The sequence below is a fragment of the Citrobacter europaeus genome, assembly GCA_020099315.1.
GTDB classification, from domain to species: Bacteria; Pseudomonadota; Gammaproteobacteria; order Enterobacterales; family Enterobacteriaceae; genus Citrobacter; species Citrobacter europaeus.
Genome location: CP083650.1, coordinates 4,790,889 through 4,809,177, shown reverse-complemented (window position 1 = coordinate 4,809,177; position 18,289 = coordinate 4,790,889). Strand labels below are relative to the sequence as shown.

General features: G+C 52.4%; 17 protein-coding genes, 1 tRNA gene and 1 other RNA gene. 7 read left to right on the top strand and 12 right to left on the bottom strand.

What is annotated here, in order from left to right; genetic code table 11:
- Positions 1-41: 41 nt before the first annotated feature.
- From cueP to LA337_22545, 3 genes are all read right to left on the bottom strand, one after another.
- Positions 42-581: a copper-binding periplasmic metallochaperone CueP gene (gene cueP, locus LA337_22555; GenBank protein ID UBI15897.1), complete on the bottom strand. Its 540-nt coding sequence runs from the start codon at positions 579-581 to the stop codon at positions 42-44.
- Positions 582-766: 185 nt separating this feature from the next.
- A complete protein-coding gene (gene cspA, locus LA337_22550) occupies positions 767-979 on the bottom strand; it encodes an RNA chaperone/antiterminator CspA (protein UBI15896.1) in 213 nt (70 codons plus the stop codon).
- A 279-nt stretch (positions 980-1,258) separates the two neighbouring features.
- Positions 1,259-1,549, bottom strand: coding sequence for an HTH-type transcriptional regulator (locus tag LA337_22545; protein UBI15895.1), 291 nt, complete (start codon positions 1,547-1,549; stop codon positions 1,259-1,261).
- 380 nt (positions 1,550-1,929) lie between these two features.
- Here LA337_22545 and LA337_22540 point away from each other — a divergent pair, with 380 nt between their 5' ends.
- Positions 1,930-2,640: a DUF3053 domain-containing protein gene (locus LA337_22540; GenBank protein ID UBI15894.1), complete on the top strand. Its 711-nt coding sequence runs from the start codon at positions 1,930-1,932 to the stop codon at positions 2,638-2,640.
- A 58-nt stretch (positions 2,641-2,698) separates the two neighbouring features.
- Here the strand turns inward: LA337_22540 and ghrB are convergent, their stop codons facing one another.
- From ghrB to LA337_22510, 6 genes are all read right to left on the bottom strand, one after another.
- The gene (ghrB, locus tag LA337_22535; protein ID UBI15893.1) at positions 2,699-3,673 is read right to left on the bottom strand and encodes a glyoxylate/hydroxypyruvate reductase GhrB; all 975 of its coding nucleotides are present in this window, start codon (positions 3,671-3,673) and stop codon (positions 2,699-2,701) included.
- Between the two features lie 22 nt (positions 3,674-3,695).
- Complete coding sequence (locus tag LA337_22530; GenBank protein UBI15892.1) at positions 3,696-4,976, bottom strand: MFS transporter; 1,281 nt, start codon at positions 4,974-4,976, stop codon at positions 3,696-3,698.
- Positions 4,977-5,040: 64 nt separating this feature from the next.
- On the bottom strand, positions 5,041-5,979 hold the full coding sequence (locus tag LA337_22525) for a sugar kinase (GenBank protein ID UBI15891.1): 939 nt from the start codon (positions 5,977-5,979) through the stop codon (positions 5,041-5,043).
- 3 nt (positions 5,980-5,982) lie between these two features.
- On the bottom strand, positions 5,983-6,732 hold the full coding sequence (locus LA337_22520) for a sugar phosphate isomerase/epimerase (GenBank protein UBI15890.1): 750 nt from the start codon (positions 6,730-6,732) through the stop codon (positions 5,983-5,985).
- Between the two features lie 99 nt (positions 6,733-6,831).
- Entirely contained in the window at positions 6,832-7,848 is a 1,017-nt protein-coding gene (locus tag LA337_22515) for a LacI family DNA-binding transcriptional regulator (protein UBI15889.1), read from the bottom strand.
- 104 nt (positions 7,849-7,952) lie between these two features.
- Positions 7,953-8,615, bottom strand: coding sequence for an OmpA family lipoprotein (locus LA337_22510; GenBank protein ID UBI15888.1), 663 nt, complete (start codon positions 8,613-8,615; stop codon positions 7,953-7,955).
- Between the two features lie 159 nt (positions 8,616-8,774).
- On the opposite strand from LA337_22510, the gene LA337_22505 reads away from it, so the two are divergent.
- Positions 8,775-11,108 carry a molybdopterin guanine dinucleotide-containing S/N-oxide reductase gene (locus LA337_22505; GenBank protein ID UBI15887.1) on the top strand — a complete coding sequence of 778 codons (2,334 nt, stop codon included), beginning with the start codon at positions 8,775-8,777 and terminating at the stop codon, positions 11,106-11,108.
- Here LA337_22505 and LA337_22500 read toward each other — a convergent pair.
- Both LA337_22500 and tag read right to left on the bottom strand, forming a co-directional pair.
- On the bottom strand, positions 11,077-11,517 hold the full coding sequence (locus LA337_22500; protein UBI15886.1) for an N-acetyltransferase: 441 nt from the start codon (positions 11,515-11,517) through the stop codon (positions 11,077-11,079). The two genes, LA337_22505 and LA337_22500, sit on opposite strands and share 32 nt — an antisense overlap.
- Positions 11,507-12,076 (bottom strand): DNA-3-methyladenine glycosylase I, encoded by a 570-nt coding sequence (gene tag / locus LA337_22495; GenBank protein ID UBI15885.1) that lies wholly within the window; start codon positions 12,074-12,076, stop codon positions 11,507-11,509. Before tag ends, LA337_22500 begins: the two co-directional genes overlap by 11 nt.
- Positions 12,077-12,235: 159 nt before the next feature.
- On the opposite strand from tag, the gene LA337_22490 reads away from it, so the two are divergent.
- The 5 genes from LA337_22490 to LA337_22470 all read left to right on the top strand — a co-directional run bounded on the left by LA337_22490 (position 12,236) and on the right by LA337_22470 (position 16,632).
- Complete coding sequence (locus tag LA337_22490; GenBank protein ID UBI15884.1) at positions 12,236-12,937, top strand: autotransporter outer membrane beta-barrel domain-containing protein; 702 nt, start codon at positions 12,236-12,238, stop codon at positions 12,935-12,937.
- A gap of 251 nt (positions 12,938-13,188) precedes the next feature.
- On the top strand, positions 13,189-14,391 hold the full coding sequence (locus tag LA337_22485) for an MFS transporter (GenBank protein ID UBI15883.1): 1,203 nt from the start codon (positions 13,189-13,191) through the stop codon (positions 14,389-14,391).
- Between the two features lie 211 nt (positions 14,392-14,602).
- A complete protein-coding gene (eptB, locus tag LA337_22480; protein UBI15882.1) occupies positions 14,603-16,297 on the top strand; it encodes a kdo(2)-lipid A phosphoethanolamine 7''-transferase in 1,695 nt (564 codons plus the stop codon).
- 91 nt (positions 16,298-16,388) lie between these two features.
- Positions 16,389-16,465: transfer RNA gene (locus LA337_22475), tRNA-Pro, on the top strand.
- Between the two features lie 34 nt (positions 16,466-16,499).
- Positions 16,500-16,632, top strand: a non-coding RNA gene (locus tag LA337_22470) — RtT sRNA.
- A 46-nt stretch (positions 16,633-16,678) separates the two neighbouring features.
- On the opposite strand, the gene LA337_22465 is transcribed toward LA337_22470, so the two are convergent.
- Positions 16,679-18,040: a hypothetical protein gene (locus tag LA337_22465; GenBank protein ID UBI15881.1), complete on the bottom strand. Its 1,362-nt coding sequence runs from the start codon at positions 18,038-18,040 to the stop codon at positions 16,679-16,681.
- Positions 18,041-18,289: the final 249 nt, after the last annotated feature.

Sequence of the window (18,289 nt, the reverse complement as noted above, 5' to 3'; positions counted from 1 at the left end):
CCGGATGGCGGCTGTGCCTTATCCGGCATTTTTTTATGTTGTTAGCGCAGCTGTAATTTTGTCAGACAGGTCTGGCTGTCTTCCATCGTCGTGATGGGATACTGCGCTGTTTTACCGTTGTAGCTTACTGCGATGGTACCTGTCATATTGCGCGGTAACCATATCCCGACGAAGCCATTTCGACCGCTCTTCATCTCTTTTTGGACCACCACGCCCCCCTTGTTATCCGTCACTTTGACATTGAATGTTTTCTCCGGCATTTCACCCTGGCAGCCAGAAAGGCTGTGGTTGAAGCAAGGATGTGTTTGCCATTCATAAGGGGCAAATGACAGATAGAACTTGTCACCGAGCGGCAGGGTATAAATCTGATCGCCCGACGAGAGCTTTAATTCGGTACTGGTGATGGATGCGGAGTACGGCAGCGGGCGGCTCTGCGGCGACTGGTCAATGGTTTCGACGATTTGCTCGACGGATTTACCGCTGAGCCCATTCTCCGCCAGAAAAGTCGCTGGCGGGGTTGCAGCGAACGCGCTACCGGTTGTGAGCAAACCTAATATCAGCAGCAGTGAGGATTTCGACATAGCTTCAATTCCTTGTGAATGTTGTGGAATACAGACTGGCTCACTATAAAGCTTGCCCTTAGGGAAAGGTCAAAGGGACGACGGGTAAAGTAATGCAAAGAAGCGTTTGGGGGGAAGTCTTGCGAAGTACAGATAAAAAAATCCCCGCCGTATGGCAGGGATTCAGAATTTTGAGCTTTTTAAGCTTACAGGCTGGTTACGTTGCCAGCTGCCGGGCCTTTAGCGCCGCTTTCGATGGTGAAGGAAACTTTCTGACCTTCGTCCAGAGATTTGTAGCCATCGTTCTGGATAGCAGAGAAGTGTACGAACACGTCTTTAGAGCCATCGTCAGGAGTGATGAAGCCGAAACCTTTGTCAGCGTTGAACCATTTTACGATACCAGTCATTTTACCGGACATAGTGTATTACCTTTTAAAAAATAAGTGTGCCTTTCGGCGATATGGCGTGCTCTACAGATTTTTTAACAGTAAAGGAAATGCTCACTACGAGGGGTATCAACGATAACTCTTGAAGGGACTTGCCTTACTAACTGCTGTAATGGTCTGTACGTCAAACCGTTGAGGGCATTAACTCATTTTACGCATGTGGATGCAACTACTATTTTCTTATTTGTGGATACTCTCCGTAAGGGAACGGTCCTTTTACCGGACCGTTCTTAGGTAAAATTGAAAAATAGTTCAATCCATCAATTGTTTACTTAGTCTTGGGTCTGCCTGAATCAGGCGCATTAACTTCAATTCGGTACTGGAAGGCTTTACGCGTTTAGACTCCCATTCATGAACCATTGCGACCGTCACGCCCATCACCCGGGCAAAATCGTCTGTTTTTAAACCTGTCCCTCGTCGTAGCTGTTCAAATTCGGTGAAAGGGTTGGTTTTTTGCGTCAGAGTGACCGTCTGCGATACATCTTTAAAAACAATCTGCTCCAGACTGCTCAGCAGTTCAAACATAGGATCTTTGTATTCCATTGAGAACTCCTACAAATCACACAGCGGGATCGTGAATTTCATCGAAGCTCATTAAGAGTAGTCGGAAAAAATGAAGCCGGATTTAAGCATTGCGTGATGGATTCGTTTCAGCGGATCGTGGCCGATAATCTTTTGCAGGCTAACGAACTGATAACGGTCGGGATCTCCGAACGAGCGAACCCGATTGTAAAGATGACTAAAATATGACGCCGTGGGGCAAATGCAGCATTGTTTAGCAAAACGAAGGGTGGCGGGAGTGGTTATTTTCCCCCACAAGATTACGCGGAAAGGGTATCTTGCGGGGCTGACCTGGACTATCCTTGTCAACGTCAGGCACGCGGGTGTCGTTGTGCGCATTTTTGGGTGAAAGGAGTATTAAAATGGCGACAGGTAAGTCCTGCTCTCGCTGGTTTGCGCCTGTTTTGGCGCTCTTAATGGTAGTTGGCCTGAGTGGGTGTTTTGATAAAGAAGGCGATCAACGCAAAGCGTTTATCGATTTTCTGCAGAATACTGCAATGCGTAGCGGAGAGCGTTTACCAACGCTGACCGCCGATCAGAAAAAACAGTTTGGCCCGTTTGTGTCCGATTACGCGATTCTGTATGGCTATTCACAGCAGGTTAATCAGGCGATGGACTCCGGTCTGCGTCCGGTGGTTGATAGCGTAAATGCGATTCGTGTTCCTCAGGATTATGTGACTCAGCGTGAACCGTTGCGTCAGGCAAATGGTGCGCTGGGCGTGTTAGGGCAACAGTTGCAGAATGCGAAACTGCAGGCGGATGCTGCGCATGGCGCGCTGAAGCAGGGCGAGGATCTGAAGCCGGTCTTTGACCAGGTCTACAACAAAGTCGTCACTGTACCTTCAGAGGCGTTACAGCCGCTGATTCCTGCCGCGCAAATCTTCACGCAGCAGTTAGTGCAGGTCGGTGATTTTGTCGCGCAGCAGGATACACAGGTGAGCTTTGTCGCCAACGGTATCCAGTTCCCAACGTCACAGCAGGCAAGTCAGTACAACACGCTGATTGGCCCGTTGGCTTCACAGCATCAGGCATTTAATCAGGCCTGGACTGCTGCGGTGAATGCCGCTCAGTAATTAAGACGCTGTAATACATGAAAGGCCGGGTGAGCGTAAGCGCTACCCGGCCTTTTGTTTATGACGCGACCTGCGGGTTCACGCAGTTTTTCTCAAGGTGTCCTTGCAGCGCATCGATTAAATTATCCACCGCACAGGCCGCCATGTTATAGCGTGTTTCATGCGTGGCTGAACCAATGTGCGGCACGGCAACCACGTTTGGCAGCGACAGCAGCGGTGAGTCCGCCGGTAATGGCTCCTGCTCAAACACATCCAGGCCTGCGGCATGAATTTCCCCATTTTGCAGGGCGGCAATCAGCGCTTTTTCATCAACCACTGGCCCACGTCCGGCATTAATGAAAATGGCGGAAGACTTCATTTTGGCAAACTGTTCGGTGCTGAAAAGATGATGCGTTTCTTCGGTTAACGGCAGGATCAGGCAAACAAAATCAGACTCCTGCAACAGCGTATCAAGATCGCAGTAACGTGCATTGAAGCGCTCTTCCGCCTCCTGGTGATGACGACGCGCGTTGTAGAGAATTGGCATGCTAAAGCCGAAATGCGCGCGTTGTGCCAGTGCCAGGCCAATACGGCCCATGCCGACAATCCCCAGCGTTTTGTGGTGTACATCGGTACCAAACCAGTCCGGCCCGATACTTTTGGTCCATTCGCCAACTTTAACTCGTTCAGCGACTTCTACCACGCGGCGAGCGGTGCTTAACACCAGCGCCATCACCGTATCGGCGACGGTTTCCGTCAGCACGGTTGGCGTGTGCATCAACAGCACCTTACGCGCGTTGAGAGCATCGACGTCGAAGTTGTCATAGCCTACGGAAATCGTGGATGTCGCCCGCAGCCTGGGCATTTTCTCCAGCAGGGCGGTATTGACGGCTTCACTGGAGCCTAGGAGACCTTCTGCATTGGCAAAAGCGTCGGCGTGCTGTGCGACCGTGTCCGGGCGCAGGTTAGGCACCTGAGTCACAGTAAAATGCTCTTCCAGGCGATGCAGTAAATCGTCAGGTAACGCTTTATAGAGAATAATGGACGGCTTCATGCGAATCTCCGTAAGTTAAAATTTAAGCGTGGCGTGCGCCAATAGGTAGCTGTTGATTATTAGCAGGCTTAACGATCAAAGTTAGCCATACTGAGACAAAAAGCGCTACCCCCATAAAAATGTACGAGGCGGACGGGCTGCCGGTTGCGCCATTTAGGTAGCCGACAAACCATGAACCAAAGAATGAGCCTAGCGCGCCCATGCTGTTTATCAGCGCCATTGCCCCGCCGGCGACGTTGCGCGGCAGCATTTCCGGAATGATGGCGAAGAAGGGGCCATAAGGGGCATACATTGCCGCACCCGCAATAACCAACAGCGTGTAAGAAATCCAGAAGTGGTCTGCGCCCACGGCCCATGAGCCGATAAAAGCGAAAGCGGCAATGAGTAACAGCGGCCAGACAAACAGTTTACGATTTTGCAGCTTATCGGAGGCCCAGGAGACGAGGATCATCGCCGCCGTCGCCGCCAGATACGGTACGGATGACAGCCAGCCAACCTCTACCATCCCCAGATTTGCACCGCCGTTGCGGATAATCGACGGCAGCCACAGGACAAAACCATAGACGCCAATACTCCAGGCGAAATACTGCATGCACAGCAGGATCACGTTACGTGAGCGGAAAGCCTCGCTGTAGTTACGTACGGCTTTGATGCCTTGCTGTTCTTTTTCCAGCTGCGCCTGAAGCGCGGCTTTTTCAGATTCTGACAACCAGCCGACCTGAGACGGTTTGTCTTTTACCAGCACCCACCAGCAGAATGCCCAGATGATGGCCGGGAAGCCCTCGATGATAAACATTTCCCGCCAGCCCAGCGCCTGAATCAGGTAACCGGAAACCACGGACATCCACAGGACGGTGACCGGATTACCGAGGATCAGGAAGGTGTTAGCGCGCGAGCGCTCGGATTTTGTAAACCAGTTGCTGATATAAATCAGCATTGCCGGCATCACGGCGGCTTCAACGACGCCAAGAATAAAGCGAATGGCGGCAAGCATTGGAATATTGCTGACCATCCCGGTTAACGACGCGCAGGCACCCCAGAGGATCAGACAGACAAAAATCAGTTTTCGTACGCTGCGGCGTTCGGCATAAATTGCGCCCGGGATCTGAAAGAAGAAATAACCAAGGAAAAACAGCGCGCCCAGCAGGGAAGAGATCCCTTTGGTAATGCCGAGGTCCTCGTTGATACCTGCGGCGGAGGCGAAGCTGAAGTTCGCGCGGTCAAGGTACGCCAGGCTATACGTGATAAACACGATTGGCATGATGTACCACCAGCGTTTTGCTGCATTAGTTGAGCTATTCATAGACTGCCCTCTGGTTATGCTGTTACGCCGCCTCTGTATGTAGGGTACAGAGTTGGCCGGGAATTTATTCCCCTAATTGTTCACGTGTGGGTAATCCTTCGCTGTCGCCCTGAACCTGAATGGCCAGTGCGCCAATTTTATTGCCGCGGGTCACTGCCTGATGTAGCGAGCGGCCTTCGAGCAGGGCGCTGATAACGCCCACGGCAAAGCCATCGCCTGCGCCGACTGTATCGACCACGTTGTCGACTTTTACCGGCGCAACGCAGCCTTGTTCACCGCTGGCAGTTTTGTACCAGGCGCCATCAGCCCCGGTTTTAACGATCACGGCCTTCACGCCATGGCGCAGATAAAAGTCGGCGATGGCTTCGGGCGTCTGCTGGCCGGTTAAAATCATGCCCTCTTTTAACCCGGGTAGAACCCAGTCAGCCTGAAATGCCAGCCGGTTCAGTTTTTCCACCATCTCGGCTTCGCTTTTCCACAGCACTGGGCGCAAATTCGGGTCGAACGAGATGGTCTTCCCCTGGGCCTTCATGGTGCGGGCGGTATGCGCCAGTAGTTCATAAGAGCTGGAGGAAAGCGCGGCTGCTACGCCGCTCAGGTGCAGGTGGCGCGCGCTGGCGAAATAGGCCTCGTGATAATCCTCAACGCTGAGGCGGCTGGCAGCGGAACCTTTGCGGAAATACTCCACAATGGGATCGGTTCCATTTTCGACCTTGGATTTAAGCTGAAAGCCGGTAGCGTAACGCCCGTCCTGGGTGACTCCCTGCGCATTAATCCCTTCTTTTTCCAGCGACTTAACGATAAAACGGCCAAAACTGTCGTTGCCAACGCGGCTCACCCAGCCGACCTTCAGGCCCAGACGGGCAAGACCGGTCGCCACGTTAAGCTCCGCGCCTGCAACGCGCTTGATAAACTGCTCCACATCCGCCAGTTCGCCAGTTTGCGTGGCGACAAACATCGCCATCGCTTCACCAATAGTGACCACATCCAGTGAATTTTTCATACGTTACTCCTCGCGTAATAGCTCGACGTAGTGGCGGGTAACCGCCGTCAGATCCTGCCCTTCCAGGGGGAACTCAATGCCGCGCGGGACGTCGTTGGGCAGCGTTTTTAGCAGCGCCATCCAGCGCGAGTCTGCTGCATCTGGCGGTACGGCGCGGTAGCTGTCGCGATGTGTGACAGCGGCTTTGACATGGATATAGCCAACGGTTGACGCCATGTTTTGTGCTGCTTCTTCCGGGGAGTCGCCCACCCACAGCCAGTTGCCCATATCGAAGGTTAAAGATATCGGCAGGTTTTGCGTCTGACAGGTTTCGTTAAAGCGCTGCATCGGTTGCAGGCGTCCGCAGGCGGTTTGATCGTTCTCAACAACCAGCTCCATTCCGCTGTTGTCGAGCCATTCGCGTAAAACGTTGAACTGTTCGGTATGGGAAAAATGGCCGAGGGAGACTTTTAACCACAGCGCCTGCAGGGCCTGCGCTTCTTCAAGTAGCGCGGGAAGTTGGGGGTTGAGGTTACCGTTCGCAAGGAACAATGGCTCAGGCGCTGAGTAACAGGCCAGCAGGCCGAAGATTTCGATAGCAGAAGCCATCGTAGGGAGCGTTTTCAGCTCGGCATCGGTTAATAACTCGCGGCGGATTTCAACGCCGTCAGCACCGGCTTCGGCAATGATAGGCAATAATGCCGTTTGTCCGCCTGCGGCCCGCACCTGGTCTTGGCCGTAAGCGGCGGTGACCACCATAATTTTTCTTTTCATGGAAACTCCAGACTAGCGTTCTTGTAATAACGCTAGATGGAACCGGTTCCAAAGAAAAGCCTGGGATGTCGAATTTATGATCACCATCACGAAGGTAATTTAACGGGCGGTAGAGCCGCGTACGATCAGCTCGCCGGAGAAGACCTGTTCCTGAATGGCAGAAGAGCCGCCATCAATTCGGCTTACAACCTGCTCAACGGCAGTGTAGCCAATCTGCCAGGTGGGTTGTTTCAATGTGGTAATACCGACGCCCGCCAGCTCTGCCCATTCCAGTTCGTCAAAACCGAGCAGGCCGATATCGCTGCCCCAGTTAAGGCCAATGCGCTTCAGGGCGCGGGCAACCTGTAGCGTGAGGGCGCCATTGGCGGAGATAACGGCTTTACGCATGCCCCGATGCTGCTGGTGGAAATGGCGCAGCGTGTCATCCAGTTGCGTATTGTCCGTTAGCGGGACTTCGGCATTTTGCGCGATAACGCCGGGGTACTGCGCGAGCGTGGCGCGAAAAGCGCTCAGACGTTCGCGGCGCGTATTCACCATGCCCAGCGGTTCGCTGAGGAACAGGATGGCTTCAAAACCTTGCTCGACCAGATGCTCGGTGGCAACCGTTGCCGCCTGGGTGTTATCCAGCCCGACCATATCGCAGGCGAAATCGGGAATTTTACGGTCAATCAGCACCATCGGCAGCGCAGACTGCTGCAGGCGGTTCAGCCCCTCTTCGCGCATCCCGACGGCGTTGACCACAATCCCTTCAACCTGGTAACTGCGCAGCAGGTCGAGATAATGCAGCTCCTGATCCACTTCGTTGTTGGTGTTACACACCAGCGGGGTAAAGCCCTTATCGCGACAGGCGGCTTCAATACCGCTTAACACGTTGACGGAGTAAGGATTTGTAATATCGGCGATGATCAGGCCAATCAGGCGGGTACGACCGTGTTTCAGGCCTCTTGCCATCAGGCTGGGGCGGTAGTCGAGATCGGCAATGGCTTGTTCAATGCGGGCCAGCAGCGCGTCGGAAAGCAGGTGCTTTTCACCGTTGAGATAACGTGAAATGCTGGTCTTGCCGGTTTTTGCGGCTTTCGCCACATCGCTGATGGTTGCTCGTGTTGATTTGCTCATCGCTGATTTCCCTGAGTTTGGTGACAACACCTTAACGCGAAAATCAACGATGGCAAGTGCTTCATGCCGGATGGATTCGACCTGTCTCCATCCGGCACAAAACGTTACTGAAGTGGGCTTAAGGTGATTTCTACGCGACGATTCTGCGCTTTACCTTCTGCCGTGCTGTTGCTGGCGATCGGATTTGCCGGGCCCATACCCTGAGTGCGGATACGGTTAGCCGCGACCCCTTGAGTGATTAAGGCGCTGGCGACGGAGTCCGCGCGCTGCTGCGACAGACGCATATTCAGATCCTGGCTGCCGGTGCTGTCGGTGAAGCCCAGCACGTTGACGGCGGTTTTATTGTACTCTTTCAGTACCATTGCTACGCCGGTCAGGGTGTTGGCACCAGCAGGTTTCAGGTTGGCGCTGCTGCTGTCGAAGGTGACGTTATTTGGCATATTCAGAATGATGTTATCGCCACTACGCGTCACGCTGACGCCGGTTCCCTGCATTTTTTCGCGCAGTTTTGCTTCCTGCACGTCCATGTAATAGCCGACACCGCCGCCAACGGCCGCGCCAGCCGCTGCGCCAATCAGTGCGCCTTTGCCGCGATCTTTCTTCGAAGAAGAGAGTGCGCCAATGCCCGCGCCGACCAGAGAGCCAATACCCGCGCCAATGCCGGATTTACCCGCTTCGCGTTCGCCGGTGTAAGGGTTTGTTGTGCAGCCAGAAACCGCCAGGGCGCCGCTCACGATGGCAGCAATAACAAAAACACGTTTCTTCATCTTAATTCCTTAATGACTTTTTCTTCTTTGCCACAGCGACCGTGGCGGTTGATTATGACGTGTGAACATGAAGAAAATTCCAGGGAAGACTCTGAAATTTGTAAGTAACATTGAACGGCATAATAAATAAGCCGTCACATCGCATTCAGGAGCACCATCTTGGCTAATTCACCCGCACATTACTCGGTATTAACCGCCGCTCACTGGGGACCAGTCCTTGTCGAAACCGATGGGGAGACGGTTTTCTCCTCGCGTGGCGCGCTGCCTGGCACCCATCCCAACTCTTTGCAAACCGTGGTGCGCGACCAGGTTCACAGTAAAACGCGGGTACGTTTTCCGATGGTGCGTAAAGGCTTTCTCGCCTCGCCGGATAACCCACAGGGGGTGCGCGGGCAGGATGAATTTGTTCGCGTCAGTTGGGATGACGCGCTAAATCTTATCCATACGCAGCATAAACGCATCCGTGACAGCTACGGCCCGGCCTCGATTTTTGCTGGTTCCTACGGCTGGCGTTCCAACGGCGTGTTACACAAAGCCGCGACGCTGTTACAGCGTTATATGGCGCTGGCGGGCGGTTATACCGGGCATCTGGGGGATTACTCGACGGGGGCTGCGCAGGCCATCATGCCGTACGTGGTGGGCGGCAACGAAGTTTACCAGCAGCAAACCAGCTGGCCGGTGGTGCTGGAGCACAGCGAGGTGGTGGTGTTATGGAGCGCCAATCCGCTGAATACCCTGAAGATTGCCTGGAACGCTTCTGACGAACAGGGGATCGCTTACTTTGCGGCTTTACGCGACAGCGGGAAACGATTGATCTGTATCGATCCGATGCGATCGGAAAGCGTCGATTTCTTTGGCGATAAGATGGAATGGATCGCCCCGCATATGGGGACTGACGTGGCGTTGATGCTGGGTATCGCGCATACGCTGGTGGAAAACGGCTGGCACGACGAGGACTTTCTCGCCCGGTGCACGACCGGTTATGCCCGTTTTGCCGACTATCTGCTGGGTAAATCTGACGATGTTGCAAAAACGGCGGAGTGGGCAGCCGACATTTGTGGCATTCCGGCAGCGAAAATACGTGAGCTGGCGGCGATATTTCACCAAAACACCACCATGCTGATGGCGGGATGGGGGATGCAGCGCCAGCAGTATGGTGAGCAGAAGCACTGGATGATCGTCACCCTGGCCGCCATGCTCGGACAAATCGGCACGCCAGGCGGTGGCTTTGGGCTGTCGTATCATTTTGCTAACGGTGGGAATCCAACGCGCCGCTCTGCGGTGCTGGCCTCAATGCAGGGCAGCGTTAAAGGCGGCACCGACGCGGTGGATAAAATCCCGGTAGCGCGAATTGTTGACGCGCTGGAGAACCCCGGCGGTTTTTACCAGCACAACGGCATGGACCGTCATTTCCCGGACATCCGCATGCTGTGGTGGGCGGGCGGTGCTAACTTCACTCATCACCAGGACACCAACCGTTTAATTCGCGCCTGGCAGAAACCGGAGCTGGTGGTTATCTCGGAATGTTTCTGGACTGCCGCAGCGAAGCATGCCGATATCGTGCTGCCGGCGACAACGTCGTTTGAGCGTAATGATTTGACCATGACCGGCGATTACAGCAACCAGCATCTGGTGCCGATGAAGCAGGTCGTACCGCCGCAGGACGAAGCGAGAAATGATTATGATGTCTTTGCCGAGCTGAGTGAACGCTGGGAAAAAGGCGGATATGACCGATTTACCGAAGGTAAAAGCGAACTGGCGTGGCTGGAGACCTTTTACAATATTGCCGGGCAACGCGGGGCCAGTCAGCAGGTGACATTGCCGCCTTTCGCCGAGTTTTGGCAGCGCAACGCCCTGATCGAAATGCCAGAAAACGCCGCCAGCGCGCAGTTTATCCGTTTCGCGGATTTTCGCCGCGACCCGCAGGCGCATCCGCTGAAAACGGACAGCGGAAAAATTGAAATCTACTGTGAGAGGATTGCCGGTTACGACTACGCAGACTGTGCGGGACACCCGATGTGGCTGGAGCCTGATGAGTGGTTCGGTAACGCAGAGCCGGAGCAGTTACAGTTGCTTTCCGCTCATCCGTCTCACCGTTTGCACAGCCAGCTTAACTACAGCGCGTTGCGCGAACAGTATGCGGTAGCGGATCGTGAGCCGGTCACGATCCACCCGCAGGACGCCCACGCGCGCGGCATTGTGGATGGCGACACGGTCAGGGTGTGGAATCAGCGAGGACAAGTTCTGGCGGGAGCGGTGGTGTCGGCAGGTATTAAACCTGGCGTCATCTGTATTCATGAAGGCGCCTGGCCTGATTTGGATCTCGCTGCTAACGGTATTTGTAAAAATGGCGCCGTCAACGTGCTGACCAAAGATCTCCCCAGCTCGAAGCTGGGGAATGGCTGCGCGGGCAACACTGCGCTGGCGTGGCTCGAAAAATACAGCGGACCAACGTTGACCCTTACGGCGTTTGATCCGCCTGCCAGCCCATAATCCACGTGGGATGGTGAGTTTCCTCCTGCCATGCACCGTCTTCAATGCGAAAACCCAGCGCATGGTAGAAGTTCACCGCCGATTGGTTCTTCTGGTAGACCTCAAGGCTGAGTATCGAAAAGCGCTGCTGCACATGCTGCACCAGCGCTTTGCCGATCCCGTTTCTGATGGCGGCAGGCGCGACAAACAGCGCGCCGAGAAAGCGGTCATCAATAACGCTGGCAAAGCCTTTGAGCTCGCCTTCTTCTTCCCACACCCAGGTTTGCGCGGCGGGCAGGTAAACATCACGCACGACGGATTCACTTTCGCGCCAGTAGCGCTCTTCGATAAACGGGTGGGCATGGATTGTGCTTTCCATCCATAGCGCCAGAATCGCCGGTAGATCGTCAGCCTTTGATTCACGAATCATGTTGTTCTCCCGGATAGCAGATGCAACTGGTGACATGATCGTTGACCAGGCCGCACGCCTGCATAAAGGAGTAACAAATGGTGGTGCCGACAAATTTAAACCCGCGTTTTTTTAACGCTTTAGACAGCGCATCTGACGCAGGCGTTGAGGTGGGGATATCGCTCAGGTTGGCGGCGCGGGTCACTTGCGGTTGATTATCAACAAATGACCAGACGAACTCGCTAAACGATTCTCCGTTTTGCGCCATGGTCAAAAAGGCGCGAGCGTTGCCGATAATGGCCTGAATCTTTCCGCGATGGCGAATAATGCCAGCATCCAGTACCAGCCTCTCCACATCCTCTTCAGTCATGGCCGCCACTTTTTCCGGGTCAAAATGGTGGAAGGCGTGGCGATAATTTTCCCGTTTCTTTAGTACGGTAATCCACGATAATCCGGCCTGCTGGCCTTCAAGGCAGATCATTTCGAACAGCTTTTTGCCATCGGTTTCGGGGACGCCCCATTCCTTGTCGTGGTAGGCAATGTAAAGTGGGTCCTGGCTGACCCATCCGCAACGCTGCATATTCTTCCTCGCTGTTTTTACTGGCGTAAAAATTTCATTCGGCCCGCCTTGACGCGCCAGCTAAAAAGACAATATTTAATACAGGGCCTGATGGGCCCGATATCCTTCACACAATGACAATAATATCGCCGAATTCGGCTCTTTTCTGGAGTCGCGTTGATGATTATAAGAAACAGTAGTGGTCGCCAAAGGTTAACTCTGGCGAGCGTCATAGTTTGTGCGCTGTCCATCAATACAGCATATGGCTGGCAACAAGAATATATCGTTGATGCGATGTCAGGGCATACGGCTGAACGTTATACATGGGACAGCGATCACCAACCACGTTATAACGATATTCTGGAAGAACGTATTCGCTCCACTCAAAACGTAGCGGGGCCCGTGGTGAATCTGGCGGATGAGACGCCTATGGAGGCGACCAGCGGCATGAGTATGGGCTGGAACTTCCCGCTTTCAAGGCAGGTGACAACCGGTCCGGTTGCCGCGCTGCATTATGACGGTTCAACCACGTCTACTTACAACGAGTTTGGCGATAGCGCGACGTCGATAGCGCAGAACGATCCGTTGTGGCATGCCAGCGTCAGCACGTTAGGCTGGCGAGTAAACTCCCAGTTCGGTGATGTGCGACCGTGGGCGCAAATCAGCTATAACCAGCAGTTTGGCGAGAATATCTGGAAAGCGCAGTCGGGCTTAAGCCGCATGACGGCGGCGGGTCAGGACGGTAACTGGCTGGATGTTACCGTCGGTGCAGACATGCTGTTGAACCCGCACATGGCGGCTTATGCGGCGCTCTCGCAGGCGGAAAATAGCACCAACAACAGCGACTATATGTACACCATGGGTGTGAGCGCCAAATTTTAACTTAAAAAATCATCAGAAAAACATCTCTGTTACATATCGAGATCAACAATCACACGCGCCTCAGCGATAGCGTGTACTAACTCATGCGATAAAATTCAGTAACCCAACTTTTTGTCTCGTCATTCATTCCACAATCCAGGCATTTCATTCCGTCCTGGCGGCATTTCATGCCGTTTTCTCCTGCTCATAAAAGCGCTTCGGTATGGTTGTTGGCAGAGAATTTCCCATTTTGTTTATGCAGGAAGACTGCCATGAAAACTTCTGATTATCAGCGTACCCGCTGGCTGACTCTGATCGGCACCATTATTACCCAATTTGCTTTAGGTTCTGTTTATACCTGGAGCCTGTTTAATGGCGCACTCTCTTCTAAGCTTGATGCGCCAGTGAGCCAGGTTGCATTTTCCTTTGGCTTGCTGAGCCTTGGGCTGGCGATTTCCTCTTCCGTTGCCGGCAAGCTGCAGGAACGTTTTGGCGTGAAACGCGTCACCATGGCCTCCGGTGTTTTACTCGGCGTCGGCTTCTTCTTAACCGCCCACTCCGACAGCCTGATTATGCTGTGGCTGAGCGCCGGTGTGCTGGTTGGTCTGGCGGATGGTGCAGGTTACCTGTTAACGCTTTCCAACTGCGTAAAATGGTTCCCGGAGCGTAAAGGGTTGATTTCCGCCTTTGCCATCGGTTCTTATGGCCTTGGCAGCCTCGGTTTTAAATTTATCGATAGCCAGTTACTGAGTACCGTAGGCCTGGAAAAAACCTTCATGATTTGGGGCGCGATTGTGCTGGTAATGATCGTCTTTGGCTCCACGCTGATGAAAGATGCGCCGAATCAGGAAGTGAAAACGAAAAATGGCGTGGTCGAGAATGACTTCACCCTGGCGCAGTCCATGCGTAAACCGCAGTACTGGATGCTGGCGGTCATGTTCCTGACGGCGTGTATGAGCGGCCTGTATGTGATTGGCGTGGCGAAAGATATCGCACAAAGCCTGGCGCATATGGATGTGGCAACGGCGGCAAATGCGGTTACCGTGATTTCTATCGCGAACCTGTCGGGCCGTCTGGTGCTGGGGATTCTGTCCGATAAAATCTCCCGTATTCGCGTTATCACCATTGGCCAGGTCGTTTCGCTGGTGGGTATGGCTGCTCTGCTGTTCGCGCCGCTGAATGACGTCACTTTCTTTATGGCGATTGCCTGTGTCGCATTTAACTTTGGCGGCACCATCACCGTGTTCCCGTCACTGGTCAGCGAATTCTTCGGTCTGAATAACCTGGCTAAAAACTACGGTGTTATCTACCTGGGCTTCGGTATTGGCAGTATTTGCGGTTCCATTATCGCCTCGCTGTTTGGCGGGTTCTTTGTGACCTTCTGCGTTATCTTTGCGCTGTTAATCATTTCGCTGGCGCTTTCTACCACCATTCGTCAGCCACAACGTAGCGTCTACACCGAGGCGCACGCCTAAACCTATTAGTGGTCTGATTAATACCTGGCGCATATATTTACAAAAATATATGCGCCATTTTCATTCTCTATAAGCACTTTTTCTCCCTCCTGTGGTCTACTTACCCGCGCCCGTAGACATTTCACTTCTGCTGTTGTCGCATTTTTCCTCTGTCCGGTCTGATTGATCGCTGCACAGGGTGTTTTTATCCCGATTTCCAGGGTTTGTTTGCATGAGATACATTAAGTCGATGACGCAGCAGAAACTCAGTTTCTTGCTGGCAATCTATATCGGTTTGTTTATGAACTGTGCTGTATTTTTCCGTCGCTTTAGCGGATATGCGCACGAGTTTACCGTCTGGAAAGGACTCTCCGCGGTTGTTGAATTGGCCGGCACTGTGCTGGTGACCTTCTTTTTACTCCGACTTCTCTCGTTATTTGGCCGACGCGCCTGGCGTGTGCTGGCAACCTTTGTGGTGCTGTGTTCTGCCGGCGCCAGTTATTATATGACCTTCCTGAACGTGGTAATTGGCTACGGCATTATCGCCTCCGTTATGACCACGGATATTGATTTATCGAAAGAAGTCGTCGGCTGGCATTTCATCGTGTGGCTGGTTTCGGTCAGTATTATCCCATTGGTGCTGATCTGGAGTAACCGCTGCCGCTATACCCTGATGAGACAGATTCGTACGCCGGGTATGAGATGGCGTAGCGTGGGGGTAGTACTGTTAGCTGGCCTGCTGGTATGGGCGCCGATTCGCCTGCTGAGCATGCAACAGAGAAGCGTTGAACGTGAAACGGGGATCGATCTACCCAGCTATGGCGGGGTTGTGGCGAACTCTTATTTGCCGTCAAACTGGCTCTCAGCGCTGGGTCTGTACGCCTGGGCACAGGTGGATGAATCTTCAGACAACAAATCGCTGATGAACCCGGCGAAGAAGTTCACCTACGTTGCGCCCAAAAATCTCGACGACACCTATGTGGTCTTTATTATCGGGGAAACCACGCGTTGGGATCATATGGGGATTTTTGGCTATGAGCGCAATACTACGCCAAGACTCGCCCAGGAGAAAAATCTGGCCGCATTCCGGGGATATTCCTGCGATACGGCAACTAAACTTTCGCTGCGCTGTATGTTTGTACGTCAGGGCGGGGCGGAAGAAAACCCGCAGCGTACCCTGAAAGAACAAAACGTCTTTGCTGTGCTCAGCCAGTTAGGGTTCAAGACCGACCTCTACGCGATGCAAAGCGAGATGTGGTTCTACAGTAATACCATGGCGGAGAACATCGCTTACCGTGAGCAGATTGGCGCTGAGCCGCGTAACCGTGGCAAAAACGTTGACGATATGCTGCTGATTACCGAGATGCAGCAGTCTTTGCAGAATAATGAAGATGGTGACAAGCATCTGATTATTCTGCACACCAAAGGCTCGCATTTTAACTACACTCAGCGCTACACCCGCGAATATGCGCAGTGGAAGCCGGAGTGCGTCAATGTTGATAGCGGCTGCTCGAAGGCCGAGATGATCAACTCGTTTGATAACTCGGTAACCTATGTTGATCACTTTATTACCAAAGTGTTCGATCAACTGCGCGATAAGAAAGCGATTGTGTTCTACGCCGCCGACCACGGTGAGTCGATTAACGAGCGTGAGCACCTGCACGGTACGCCGCGTAAAATGGCGCCGCCAGAGCAGTTCCGCGTTCCTATGTTGGTGTGGATGTCAGACAAATATCTGGAAGACCCAGACCATGCGAAGGCGTTTGCACATCTGAAGCAAGAAGCTGATATGAAGGTGCCGCGTCGTCATGTGGAACTGTACGACACTATTTTGGGTTGCCTCGGTTATACCTCGCCAAATGGCGGTATTAACGAGAATAACAACTGGTGCCGCATTCCGGACGCGAAGAAGGTTAAGGCTCAGTAATTGGGCTGCTGACTTTCTCACCGATCAAATGGCATTTTGATGCTAAGGGATTGACGGGCGCGCTGCTGAGCAGTAAGATGCGCCCCGCATTCGGTGATTGGCGCAGCCTGGTAGCGCACTTCGTTCGGGACGAAGGGGTCGGAGGTTCGAATCCTCTATCACCGACCAAATTAGAAAAGCCCGCTCTTTGAGCGGGCTTTTTGCATTCCGGAATCCACGAGGATGAGAACCTCCGGGGGCAAGAGGTTCGACTCGAGCGCAGCGAGAGAACGTTGCGCTAGCAACGGCCCGCAGGGCGAGCCACGCAGTGGCGAGTAATCCTCTATCGCCGACCAAATTCAAAACCCTGCTCAACGAGCAGGGTTTTTTGCTTTAGCGCCATCAGGCAACGGCTGAACCGCTCAGATCAACATACCAGCCGTCATCACCGCGCGTTACCGCTGTGATTTCCCAGTCAGCCGGGGCATTCAGTAGTGAAACGTTTAGTTCATCGGTTGAAGCATTCTCGATGATAAGCCCGCAGTCGCCGGTCCAGGTGACGGTCGAGCCATCCTCACTCAGCGAACCATAACGCAGGTTGCATTCATGGTAATCAAGTTTAGAGGCGCTATAGGGGGCAATGCACAGCAAGCCAGGCTGGGTATCCGGTTTGCTCATACAAAAAGAGGTATAATCTCGCGGGTTGAATTGGATAAGATCGGTAATAAACTTGCTTTGGAGGACAAAACCTTCCCAGTTTTCGGCGTCTACTGTATTCGTCAGGCGCACAAAAACCGGCACGGCATTACTTGTATAAACTGCGGTTACAGCAGCTGAGGTGTGGTTTAATGCGACAGGAATATTATCCACACCCGTATTGGTGATCAAGTTGCGGAACTCATTGAAGTCAAAACCTACGCCATCTGTAGGGTAAGGTGTTGTGAAAAAAAACAGCGGTGAATTTGCTGTACTAAAAATTGATGCTGATTGGTACAGCCAGTTATTTGCATCATCTTTTAAATTCACGCTGAACTGAGTGCTTAAAACTGACATGTCACCGCGATATTCCTCTTGATCGTAAAAAAAACTATGGTCGTAGTTCTCTACAATGTATTCATAGTGAACAATAAAATGGTTGTCACTCAATTTTTCAATCGTATAGGGCAATACACTGACATCTGGCGTTAGGGTAATAGTCTCTGATTCAGGTAAATAAGTGACGGTAACGCTGGCTAATTTATCGTAACTGGATTGACAGCCATCGGGATATTTTGCCGTCGTAGCCTCGGCAGTCAGTGAGGTAGACTCAGAAAGCTGCGTTTCCGGGTTCAAAAAAACCATCACGCCAGGGATATTTTGTTGGGTGTGATTAAAGTAACATTCAGTGTTAATACGTGATAATGACGAAACATATGAATCAATAGATGTCCTGAAGTTATTGAGTTTGTTAGTCACATCCATGCTGACAATAATTTCATTTTCAGGTAGGGAAATTGCAAAAACGCCAGATAAGTTCTCAATATTATTTGTCAGTACTGTCAGGTCGCTGACATCCTCATTAATAAAAAGCTCTGAACGGTAAGGGACAACATATTCGTTTTCCTGAACAGCATCAATACTCTGAAGAAAAAGTTTATTCCCGTTTACCTTAACCGAACGAAATGCCCAGATACCATACTCAAAGACATCTAATACTTTATGCACTGGCAGGGTAATGGATGTACCCTGAAAATTGGTCTCAGTATAAAAAATCATATCGCTCATTATATTTCTCCATTTCATATTTAATTGTGGATGCGGCTGGTTGTTGGCCGTGAATCAAATTTAATGGAGAAGGCAGGGTTAAATGAAATCACATCAGATAAAAATCAGTTTATTTATAATTTTGATAGAAAAATGCAGCTGGCATCTATGATGCTGTGTGATTTAATGGGAGATGGTGATGTCGGCTGTTGAGGCCAACGCGCCAATTTTCACTCAGGTCTTGCCCCTTATAATGCGAACTGAAGATAA